A 10,931-nucleotide genomic window follows, 5' to 3' on the forward strand; every position below is an offset into this window, starting at 1 on the left:
GGGCGCGGGGACGATCTCCGCGCCCGCCGCCTTCGTCAGAGAGGAGAGGAACCATGGGAATCGACCCGAACTCCCAACGCGACGAGACGATGCTCCCGGTCGAGCACCTCTCCCGTCCCGAGGCGATCGCCCATCTGCGCGAGAAGCTCCGGACCTTCGCCGACGTGGACCACTGCCTCTGCTCCGCGGTCGGCAAGCTCGGGATCTTCTGCAAGGGATTCGCCGCGGCCTCGGATGCGGAGCTCAAGACCCGGTTCGCGTGGATCGCCCGCACGCATCCCGGCGCCCCGCGCGAAAAGCTCGAGGAGCTCGCGTCGCTCTACCACGCCGGCCGCCAGGAGGCGACCGGCGCGGAGATCTGCTGCGACGTCGAGACCAAGGAGCACGGCGGCTGCGACGGATGGAACCAGTTCGACAATACGGCGCTCGAGGGGTTTCATCTCGCGCTGATCGGCAGCCCCGTCAAGATCGTCTAGGCCGGCGCGGACCACACGCGCCGTTATACGGGTCCGGCGGGCCGGCCGCCGGCACGACGTACGTTCTCAGTACGTCTTAGCCGCCAGCCGGCCCGCCGGACCCGGCTTCCCGCACGTCTGGCCGCGCCTGGTCGTCGGACCAAATGACAGCCGTTTCTTCGGCGACCGGGCTCCGTGCCTGCCGAGAGCGTCCGACAGCGAGCCGGAGGACCGCCGAACGGGCCCTGAGCCGCCCTTCCCTCCGGACCTCATCCGGCGAGGACGACAACACCCGGTGCGGTCAGACGGAGGCGGGCGCCTTCCGGCGGGGACCGCGTCCCTTCATGATCCAGCGCTTCGTCTGATTGACGGGGCGTTCGACGCCCTTGCCGATCAGGGTCAGCAGGTCCGAGGTCGTGACGATTCCCGCGAGCCTCCCCTTCTCGAGGATCGGCAGACAACCGATCGTCCGCCCCCGCATGAGATTCGCGGCCTCCCGGACCGTCGTCGTACCGGTCGCCGTCGCGACCGCGGGGGTCATGACGTCGCCGACGGTTCGGGTGATGCGGTCCGGCGCTTCGGACCTGGCGCCGAGATCGCGATCGGAAACGACGCCGATGACGTCGCTCCCGCGGGTCACGACGATGTGATGAATCCGATTTCGGCGCATCTGCTCGCGGGCCTCGTCTTCCAGCGCTTCGGCGCCGAGAGTGACCACGTCCTTCTTCATGATTTCCTTGAGTCTCATGGCGCTCCCCTTTCCGCCTTCCATCATCGCGTCCGGAGCGGCTCCGGGCATGAGCCGGGTGCATCATTCGGCGCCTGCTGCGATACGCTTGCGCCCGTGACGGTTCCCGCACCGGCCCTCCTCCTCGCCGCAGCCCTCGCGGCACCGGGCTCGAGGGAGGCGCCGGCCCTCTCCCGTGCGGAGCGCCGCATCGTCCGCCGCGTGGATTCCCTTTCCGCCGGCGCCGAATCCCTGCTCGAGCGCGTCGTCGACGTCAACAGCGGGACGATGAACTTCGACGGGGTCCGCGAGGTCGGGGCGATCTTCCGGAAGGAGCTCGACGCGCTCGGCTTCCGCACCCGCTGGATCGACGGCGCCCCGTTCCATCGCGCCGGACACCTGGTCGCCGAGCGGGACGGCCCCGGCCCCCGTCTCCTCCTGATCGGCCATCTCGACACGGTGTTCGAGAAAGACAGCCCGTTCCAGCGGTTCGAGCGTCTCGCCGGAGGGCGCGCCCGCGGCCCGGGCGTCATCGACATGAAGGGGGGCGACGTCGTCGTCGTCACCGCCCTGAAGGCACTTGGCGAAACCGGGGACCTCGCCCGGATGAACGTCGCGGTGATCATGACCGGAGACGAGGAGAAGGCGGGCGCGCCGCTGTCGGAGGCCAGAAAAGACCTCGTGGAGCTCGCCTCGCGGTCCGACGTCGCGATCGGTTTCGAAGACGGCTCCGGCCGCCGGGACGAGGCGATCGTCGCCCGCCGCGGATCGAGCGACTGGGTGCTCCGCGTCGAAGGAACGCCGGCGCATTCCTCGCAGATCTTCCGCGAGGACGTCGGCGCGGGAGCGATCTTCGAAGCCGCGAGGATCCTCGACGGGTTCTACCGGCGTCTCTCGAGCCAGATGTACCTGACGTTCTCGCCCGGGGCGATCGTCGGAGGAACGGACGCCGCCTATGATTCCGCGCAGAACCGGGGCACCGCGTTCGGGAAAGGAAACGTCGTCGCCGGGACCGCGATCGCGCAGGGCGACCTCCGGACCATCTCCCCGGAGCAGCTCGCCTCCGCGAAGACGGCGATGCGGAGCATCGTCGAGGATCACCTCCCGCGGACCACGGCGACGATCCGGTTCGAGGACGGCTATCCGCCGATGGCGCCTTCCGACGGTAACCGTTCGCTCCTCGCCCTCTACGATCGCGTCAGCCGGGACCTCGGCCTCGGGCCGGTCGCGGCCACCGATCCGATGCACGCCGGCGCGGCCGACGTCGCGTTCGCCGCGGGCCGCGTGAAGATGGCGCTCGACGGCGTCGGCCTCTGCGGCACCGACGACCACACGGAACGGGAGACGGCGGATTTGTCGACCCTGCCCTCGCAGACGAAGAAGGCCGCGATCCTGCTCTGGCGCCTCGTCTCCTCTGTTTCGGCTAAATGAAGCTTCAAATCCTCTTTCCCATCCGCACCCCGGGGAGAGAGAGCCCGTCCCGCATCGCGGTCTCGAGCGGCCCGATCGCCTCGTAGCCCATCGCGGAGTAGAGAGCAACGCCCGGCAGCGTCGCGAGCAGCTCCGCACGGCGGAAGCCGGCCGCGTGCGCTTCCTCCTCGCAGCGCGCGAGGATCGCCCGGCCGACGCCTCGGCGCGCCCAGTCCGGCCGTACGTAGAACGCGCGGATGCGCGCGGCCTCCGTCGCCGGATCGAGCCGCGCGTCGGAAACGCCGCCCTTCCGCTGATCACCGCCAAAGAGCGTCGCCCGGCGGCTCCAGCCTCCGGCCCCGACGAGGCCGTCGGCCTCGGCGACGAGATACGTGCCGTCCTCGATCAACTGCGTGTCGACGCCGAAGACCTCCTCGAGCGCGGCCTCGATCTGCTCGCGGGAGTACCAGGGCGCCGAGAGCGCGCGCACCGAAAGAGGAATCAGCTCGCGCAGCTGCGGGACGTCGCCCCGAATCGCCCGGCGCAGCGTGAACACGGGAAAATTCTAGTCGAGAGGCCGGAGATCCGGAGACTCGCGACTCGTCCTCGCGACTCTGATAGAGTTCCCCGCCATCCGATCCGCGTCGACCAAACTCGGGCTCTTCGACGCCACGATGATCGTCATGGGCGGCATCGTCGGATCGGGCATCTTCATCAATCCCTACGTCGTCGCTCGCCAGGTGCGGACGCCGGTCCTCATCCTCGGCGCGTGGGCGCTCGGCGGCCTGATCGCGCTCGCCGGAGCCTTCATCTATGCGGAGCTCGCGACGCGCCTGCCGGAGGTCGGCGGCCAGTACGCGTACCTGCGCGAGGCTTACCATCCCGCGGTCGCGTTCCTCTACGGGTGGGTGCTCCTCCTCGTGATCCAGACCGGCGGAATGGCCGCCGTCGCCGTCACGTTCGCGGCGTACTTCCGGGAGCTGGCCGGCGGCGCGATCCCTCCTTCGGCGCTGGCCGCCCTCGTCCTCGCCGGCCTCGCGATCGTCAACTGCTTCGGCGTCCGTTCCGGCAGCTCCGTCCAGAGCGGCCTGATGGTCCTCAAGATCGTCGCGATCGCCGCGCTCGTCGCGGGCGGCGGATGGTTCCTGTTCCACGAAGGCGCCGCCTCCGCCGCGGCCGCCGCCCCCCCGGCCTCGCCGGCCGCTCCTGCCGGGACCCTCCGGGCGATGGGCGTGGCGATGGTGCCGGTCCTCTTCGCCTACGGCGGCTGGCAGACCTCGAGCTTCGTCTCCGAAGAGATCCGGGAGCCTCGCCGGAACCTCCCGCGCGCGCTCGTCCTCGGCGTCGCCGGGGTGATCGTGCTCTACCTCGGCGTGAATTACGTCTGCGTGTCGGTCCTGGGACCGGCGGGCCTCGCCGCCACGGCCACGCCGGCCTCGGCGGTCATGCAGCGGGCGTTCGGACGCGCCGGCTCCCGCTGGATCGCCCTCGGGATCGCGATCTCGGCGCTCGGCTTTCTCTCCCAGTCGATCCTCACGGCGCCCCGCGTGTACTACGCCATGGCGCGGGACGGGCTGTTCTTTCGTTGGGTGGGATGGCTCGACCCGCGGCACGGCGTCCCCACGGTCGCGATCCTGCTCCAGGCGGTCATGGCGATCGTGATCGCGCTGTCGGGCCGCTACGACCAGATCCTGAGCTACGTCGTCTCGATGGACTTCCTCTTCTTCGGCCTCACCGCCTCCTGTCTCTTCGTCTTCCGCCGCCGGGAAAAGAGAGGCGGCGCGCGGCGGGACTCCCGCTTCCCCGCTCTCGCGCGCGTGCCGGGGCACCCCGTCACGACCGCGCTCTTCGTCGCCGTCTCGTGGCTCGTCGTTGTGAGCACGATCGCCCGGTACCCCGTCAACACGGCGGTCGGGATGGGCATTCTCGTCGCCGGCATTCCGGTCTACCTCGCGTGGAGCCGCCGCAAGAAGGGACGCTCGTGAGCCTCCCCCGCCGGGAAGCCGGCTCGCCGTACATGGAGTGGTCGAAGCTCCGCTCCCATGCACGGTTCGATCTCGCGACGAGCGGCCTGTCGAACTACCCGTTGTCGCGCCTCCCCGTCCGGCTCGAGGACCTCGAGATCAACGGGGCGACGATCTACGGGTATGCGCCGCTGCAGGAGCGGCTCGCCCGGAAAACGGGCGCCCCGCCGGAGTCGATCGTCGCGGCCGCCGGAACGTCGATGGCGAATCACCTCGCCCTCGCCGCCCTCTTCGACCCCGGCGACGAGGTCCTGATCGAGCGGCCGACCTACGAGCTCCTCCCGTCGGCGGCCGCGTATCTCGGCGGGTCGGTCCGGCGCTTCGAGCGGCGCGCGGACGAAGGCTTCCGGCTCGACCCGCGCGAAGTCGAGCGCGCCATCACCCCGCGCACGCGGGCCGTCGTCGTGACGAACCTCCACAACCCTTCCAGCGTGCGGGCGGAGGAGGACGCGCTGCGCGACATCGGGGCGATCGCGCAGCGAAGCGGAGCGGCGGTCCTCGTGGACGAGGTCTATCTCGAGACCGCCTTCGACGGCTTCCGCTCCGCGTTCTTCCTCGGAGGAAATTTCGTCGCGACCGGCAGCCTCACGAAGGCCTACGGCCTCTCGGGCCTTCGCTGTGGATGGATCCTCGCGCCGCCGGAGCTCGCGCGCCGGATGTGGCGCATCAACGACCTCTACGGCGCCACACCGGCGCACCCGGCGGAGCTCCTTTCCGTCGCCGTCCTGGACCACATCGCGGAGATCGCCGCGCACGCGAGGGCCCAGCTCGATCGCAACCGCGCGCTCCTCCATCAGTTCCTCGACACGCGGCCCGATCTCGACGCGGCGCGGACCGAAACGGGAACGACCTCCTTTCCTCGGCTCGGGTCCGGCGGAGTGGGAGCGTTCTGGCGTCTCCTGCGGGAGAAATACGACACGAGCGTCGTCCCGGGGGAGTTCTTCGAGATGCCCGACCGCTTCCGCATCGGAATCGGGGGCGAGACGCCGGAGGTCGAGGAGGGGCTTCGGCGGATCGCGGCCGCACTCGACGAGATCGTCCCGTGAGCCGGCAGCGGCCGATCGGCCGTCGCCGGCCGCCGGCCCTTGCCGCGGCATTCGCGATGCTCCTCGGCCTGGCCGCGGCGGCGCCCGCCGCCGCGCCGCCGGCCGCGCCGGCGATCCTCGCCGACGTGGTCCTCGATCCGAACGCGCCCGCGATCCTCGCCGACGCCGGCGACCTCCGCGCGCACTACGCCGTCCCGATCGTCGAGGGAGGCTCCGTCTACACGGAGGTCAAGGGAGGGGCCTACACGCATTCGTCCGAGTGGGAAACCCAGGCATGGGGCGTCCGGCGGTGGGACTGGAAGGACGGCGCCCTCGTCGAGAGCTGGACCCGGTGGAGCGACTGGACGCCCGTGCCGTACGCCCAATTCGGGACCAATCCCTACGGCTCCGGCCCCCTCTGGGAGCCGGTGTTCCAGCCGGCCGCTCGCGGAGATTTCCTGTACGTTCCCGGCGCCGGAGGGACGATCGACGAGATCCGGAAGGAGGACGGCGCCCTCTCGGCCCGCATCCGGCCGTTCGGAACAGCGCCCGATCCTCGAATGTTCCTGACGGGCCCGGTCGTCTCCTCCGACGCGGGCGTCTATTTCAACGTGATCGCTCTCGACGCGGAGAACCCCTGGAACGCCGACACGCCGGGTTCGTGGCTCGTCCGAATCGCGCCCGGCGGCGCGGTCTCGACTCTCGCCTACGCGGATCTTTCCGGCGCGCCCGCGGCGGACGCCGCCTGCGAGATCGCCTTTCCCACGGCGCAGCTTCCGTTTCCTCCGTCGCGCGACGCATCTCCTCCCACGATCCCCTGCGGATCGCCGCGGCCGGCCGTCGGCGCCGGCCCGGCGGTCGGTGACGACGGCACGGTGTACGCCGTCGCCCGCTCGCATTTCGACGGCCGGTGGGGATGGGTCGTCGCGCTCGGACCGGACCTCGGTTTCCGGTGGGCCGCCTCGCTTCGGAACCGGCTCGCCGACGGGTGCGGCTTCGCCGTCCCCCCGACCGGCGGACCGGGAGGCTGCCGCGAAGGCGCGCTTCCCGGCGTCGACCCCGAGACGAACCAGATGCCCGCGGCGATCGTCGACGACAGCTCGTCGGCGGCTCCGGTCCCGACGCCCGACGGGAGCGTTCTCTACGGCGCAGCGACGCGCTACAACTTCGCGCAGGGGCACCTGATGAAATTCGGCACGGGCGGGACCTTCCTCGGCTCCTACGGGTTCGGGTGGGACACGACGCCGGCGGTGTATGCGCACGACGGGACGTACGCGATCCTTCTCAAGGAGAACCGGTACGACGTCGGCGCGTACTGCGGCTTCTCCCCGTTCTGTCCCGCGTCCCGGGCCGCGATCTATCCGGACGACCCCGACGCGTATTTCGTGACGCGGCTCGATCCCTCCCTCGCGCCCGAATGGCGGTTCCGGAACACGAACACGCAGTCGTGCTCGCCGCGGCCCGACGGGTCGCTCGCTTGCGTCGCCGACCATCCGCGCGGATTCGAACTCTGCGTCAGCCTCGTCGCCGTCGGCGAAGACGGCAGCGTCTACGCCAACGCCGAGGACGGGAACCTCTATGCCATCGGCTCCGGAGGAGCCCTGCGGGGACGCGTCTTCCTCGAATCGGCCGAAGGCGCCGCTTACACGCCGGTCGTCCTCGCCGACGGCGTGGTCTACGCGCAGAACCTCGGCCACCTGATCGCGGTCGACGCCTCCGCGATGCGGGGCTGCGCTCCGCCGGGGGCGCCGTCCGCGGGCCGGCCCCCGATCTGCGCGGGACCGACATCGTCACCCGCTCTCGTCGAACCGAGGCCCTGACCGAAAAAGAAGCGCGCCGCGACCCGCGGCGCGGAAAGCGCGGCCTACTTCGGGCAGTCCCCGAGCCGCTTCGCCGTGGTGTGGATCTTCATCTTCATCGGGCCGTGCGGCCCTCCCGCGGCCTCGAGGTGGACCGTCATCTCGTAACCGCCCGCCTCGTAGGTCATCTCCCCGGTCCCTTTCGTTCCCGACTTGCACGTCATCGACCACGACACGTGGTTCGCCGCCGACTTCATGTCCGTCATCTCGCAATCCCTGTTCCGTCCCTGGCCTTCCTGCGCGAGCTTCTTGTAGTCCTTGACGTCCTGGTCGCTGTAGCAGTGCGTCATCGTCGTCGGCGGGATCTGACGATCCAATCCCTCCATCGTCATCTCCGTTTTCATCTCGTACTGGCCCGGGCGGAGCGTGGGCTCGGCGGCGAGCGCCGGGAAGGAAAGGATCGCGGCGGCGGCGACGGCAAGGGCGGTGCTTCGGGGAGATCGCATGTTTCCTCCTCGTTTGAATGATGCGAGTCCGCGGGAGTCTATCGCGGCGGCAGGGCCGCCGCCAGACGGCCGGCGTGCGTCCGCCCGCGCGGGAGTAAGCTCCCGGCAAGAGGAGAGGAACCATGAACGAAGGAATCACGCGCCGGCGATTCGCGGGGACCGTCGGCGCCGCCCTCGGAGCCTCGCTCGTCCGCCCTGCCGGCGCCGCCGCGGCGCTCGCCGCCGCTCACCGCCTCCCGAAGGAGGCGATCCGGCTCTCCGCCAACGAGAACCCGTACGGACCGTCCGAGAAGGCCCGCGAGGCGATCGCCCGCTCCGCCGCCGTCGGACACCGATACCCCGACGATCTCACCCGGCGCGTGCGGGACGCGATCGCCCGCCGCCACCGCGTCGCCCCGGAGGAGGTCCTCCTGGGATGCGGTTCGTCGCAGATCCTCCAGATGGCCGACGCCGCGTATCTCGGGCCGGGCCGGAAGGTCGTGGCCGCCGAGCCCACGTTCGAAGCGGTGCTGGCTTACGCGGCGGTCCTGCACGCCGAACCCGTGAAGGTCCCGGAAACGCCGGAGTTCCGCCACGATCTCGACCGGATGGCGGCCGCGTGCGACGCCTCGACGGGGCTCGTCTACGTCTGCAACCCGAACAATCCCACGGGAACCGTCGTCGGCGGGAGGGATCTCTCCCGATTCCTCGCGCGCGTGCCGCAGACGACGACCGTGCTCGTCGACGAGGCGTACCACGACTTCGTCGAAGACCCCGGTTACCGGTCGGCGCTCGAGCTCCTTCCCGAATTTCCGAACGCCGTGGTCGCCCGGACCTTCTCGAAGATCTACGGGCTCGCCGGAATGCGCCTCGGATACGCCGTCGCCTCGGCGGACAAGATCCGCGCCCTCGGGGAGTTCGCCTCCTGGGACAACGTCAACGCCGCCGCGCTCTCCGCCGCGCTCGCGAGCCTCGAGGATCCCGAGCTCGTCCCGTCCCGCCGCCGAACCCTGAACGGCACGCGCCGCGAGCTCTGCGCCGAGCTCGAACGGGACGGCCGCCGGTACATCCCCTCGCAGGCGAACTTCGTGATGATCGACGTCGGGGCCGACGTCGATCCCGTGATCCGCGAGTTCCGGGAGCGCGGCATTCACGTCGGCCGGCGATTCGCCTCGATGCCGAACTGGCTCCGGGTCTCGATCGGGACGCCCGAGGAGATGCGCGCGTTCCTCGCGGCGTTCCGGGAGATCGTCCCGGGAAGGCGGGCGGCCTGAAAAGAGACGGGCGGAAGCCTCGCGGCTCCCGCCCGTCTCGCAAGTCAGAACATGGCGTCGGCCGACGCTCGCGTCTACTTGACTTTGATCTCGATCGCCTTCGGCTTGTTGGCTTCGCTCTTCGGAAGGAAGACGTTCAGCATGCCGTCCTCGAATTTCGCCTCGATTTTCTTCTCGTCCGCGTCGACGGGGAGGGTGAAGCTCCGCATGAAGGTCCCGTAGGACCGCTCCATGCGGTGGAATCTCTTCCCTTTCTCCTCCTTCTCCTTGAATCGCTCGCCGCGGATCGTCAGGGCGCCGTCCTCGACGGTCAGCTTGACGTTCTCCTTCTTCACCTCCGGGATCTCCGCCTTGATGATGTATTCCTTGTCGTTCTCCTGGATGTCGACGACCGGCGACCAGTCGGCGACCGTCAGCGCCTCCTCGAGAGGGGTGCGGTCGAACGCGGGCCACGGGGTCGAAAGAAAACGATTCAAGGTCTCGGAAAGCTTGTCGAGTCCTCGGATCGGGGTCTCCATGCGCATCAGTTCCATGGTGAGTCTCCTTTCGATCGCATTGTGCTTGGCTCGCGGACGAATCGAAAGATCCGTTTTCATCAACGACATCGCGATCGAACGGACGATCCGGCGCAAACGCCTCGGCGCGCGGAGTCGCCGCGAGTTGGGAGGCGAATCCGCCGGAGAGGCGCGGTTCACCGCGCCGGGATCGTCGTGGCGGCTGCGCCGTCGAGGCGCGCGCGCATTCGCCGCGCGGGAGTGCCGCCCGGCACAGGAGAACCTCGCCGCCCGGCGCCGCTGCGGCTGTCCCGCCTCCCATACCGGATCAGCCGGGACCGCTCCTCGCGGGCACCGACGTCAGTGCCGGCGACCCCGCCGGCTGCAACTCGATCCGGACGTCGCCGCCGAGCCCCAGGCCGGGAGCTCCCGGATCCGCCGCTTTCCGGACCTCGCCGCGCATTCCGGTCAGCCACGGGAGCTCCTCGATCATCCGCGACACTCGGCCGAGAAGCTCTTCGGCGCCCGAAGCGCCCGCGAGCCCCGCGGTCTCGATGATTTCGCGAATGTCGTTGTCCGTGAGAGGAGTGATCCGCACGACCGGCTCGCGCCCCCCGCGCCGGACGCGAAGCAGCGGCCCGAAGCTCGGGTCCGACGAGACGGCGATCGAAGCCGGCTCACCGTCGAGGCTCTCCCCGCCGTCCGCCGCGAGGCGGAATCGCCGGAGGATCTCGCCGGCTTGCCCACCCTCGAGCGTCAGCGCGCCCGGCCCCGCGGCGGCGAGCGCGGCGGCCGCCGCGGCGCGCGCCCCGGCGGCGTCGATGTCGTCGAACTCGAGCGCGCGGCCGGCCGGGCGCCGGCGGAACGCGCCGTACTGCACCGCACGGCCGAGCGCTCGCGCGGCCGATTCCGGGAACCGGTACGAGGGAAAGACGTGACGCCACGACGCGTCGGCCTCCCCTTCGCCGCCGAACGCCACGGCGCCCGCCGCGCCCATGAGGCACAGGAGCGCGGGCTTGGCGACCCCGCTTCGGCGCTCGGCCCGCAGGACGCCGCGCCGAATCGCCCTCCCCACGATCTCCGGGTCGCACTCCCCGACGCACGCGTAGATCGCGATCAGGGCGTCGACGTCGTCGCGGGCGATGGCCTCCTCGACGGCCTTCTCGTACTCCGCGACCGGCGCCATCGTGCCGAGGTCGGTCACCGCGGGTCGCGCGACGAGGAGCCCCTCCGCCTCG

The 10,931-nt window shown here is 70.5% G+C and carries 11 protein-coding genes; 6 read left to right on the plus strand and 5 right to left on the minus strand.

From position 1 onward, the window contains the following. Positions 1–53: 53 nt before the first annotated feature. Positions 54–476, plus strand: coding sequence for a hypothetical protein (locus VKH46_17295; GenBank protein ID HKB72590.1), 423 nt, complete (start codon positions 54–56; stop codon positions 474–476). Positions 477–756: 280 nt separating this feature from the next. Here the strand turns inward: VKH46_17295 and VKH46_17300 are convergent, their stop codons facing one another. Continuing rightward, the gene (locus VKH46_17300; GenBank protein ID HKB72591.1) at positions 757–1,203 is read right to left on the minus strand and encodes a CBS domain-containing protein; all 447 of its coding nucleotides are present in this window, start codon (positions 1,201–1,203) and stop codon (positions 757–759) included. A 96-nt stretch (positions 1,204–1,299) separates the two neighbouring features. Here VKH46_17300 and VKH46_17305 point away from each other — a divergent pair, with 96 nt between their 5' ends. Further along, the gene (locus VKH46_17305) at positions 1,300–2,613 is read left to right on the plus strand and encodes a M20/M25/M40 family metallo-hydrolase (GenBank protein HKB72592.1); all 1,314 of its coding nucleotides are present in this window, start codon (positions 1,300–1,302) and stop codon (positions 2,611–2,613) included. Positions 2,614–2,617: 4 nt separating this feature from the next. On the opposite strand, the gene VKH46_17310 is transcribed toward VKH46_17305, so the two are convergent. Beyond that, positions 2,618–3,148, minus strand: coding sequence for a GNAT family N-acetyltransferase (locus tag VKH46_17310; protein ID HKB72593.1), 531 nt, complete (start codon positions 3,146–3,148; stop codon positions 2,618–2,620). Between the two features lie 76 nt (positions 3,149–3,224). Here VKH46_17310 and VKH46_17315 point away from each other — a divergent pair, with 76 nt between their 5' ends. The 3 genes from VKH46_17315 to VKH46_17325 are packed head-to-tail and all read left to right on the plus strand — an operon-like array spanning position 3,225 to position 7,461. Continuing rightward, positions 3,225–4,577, plus strand: a complete 1,353-nt coding sequence (locus VKH46_17315; protein ID HKB72594.1) for an amino acid permease — start codon at positions 3,225–3,227, stop codon at positions 4,575–4,577. Beyond that, the gene (locus VKH46_17320; GenBank protein HKB72595.1) at positions 4,574–5,662 is read left to right on the plus strand and encodes a pyridoxal phosphate-dependent aminotransferase; all 1,089 of its coding nucleotides are present in this window, start codon (positions 4,574–4,576) and stop codon (positions 5,660–5,662) included. Before VKH46_17315 ends, VKH46_17320 begins: the two co-directional genes overlap by 4 nt. Next, positions 5,659–7,461: a hypothetical protein gene (locus VKH46_17325; protein ID HKB72596.1), complete on the plus strand. Its 1,803-nt coding sequence runs from the start codon at positions 5,659–5,661 to the stop codon at positions 7,459–7,461. The genes VKH46_17320 and VKH46_17325 overlap by 4 nt, the downstream gene beginning before the upstream one ends. Before the next feature lie 44 nt (positions 7,462–7,505). On the opposite strand, the gene VKH46_17330 is transcribed toward VKH46_17325, so the two are convergent. Beyond that, entirely contained in the window at positions 7,506–7,946 is a 441-nt protein-coding gene (locus VKH46_17330) for a DUF3617 family protein (GenBank protein HKB72597.1), read from the minus strand. Positions 7,947–8,068: 122 nt separating this feature from the next. On the opposite strand from VKH46_17330, the gene hisC reads away from it, so the two are divergent. After that, complete coding sequence (gene hisC / locus VKH46_17335) at positions 8,069–9,199, plus strand: histidinol-phosphate transaminase (protein ID HKB72598.1); 1,131 nt, start codon at positions 8,069–8,071, stop codon at positions 9,197–9,199. A gap of 74 nt (positions 9,200–9,273) precedes the next feature. On the opposite strand, the gene VKH46_17340 is transcribed toward hisC, so the two are convergent. Continuing rightward, entirely contained in the window at positions 9,274–9,732 is a 459-nt protein-coding gene (locus VKH46_17340; protein ID HKB72599.1) for an Hsp20/alpha crystallin family protein, read from the minus strand. 289 nt (positions 9,733–10,021) lie between these two features. After that, a partial coding sequence (locus VKH46_17345) for a hypothetical protein (protein HKB72600.1) occupies positions 10,022–10,931 on the minus strand: 910 nt, incomplete at its 5' end.

Source organism: Thermoanaerobaculia bacterium, assembly GCA_035260525.1.
Taxonomy (GTDB): Bacteria; Acidobacteriota; Thermoanaerobaculia; order UBA5066; family DATFVB01; genus DATFVB01.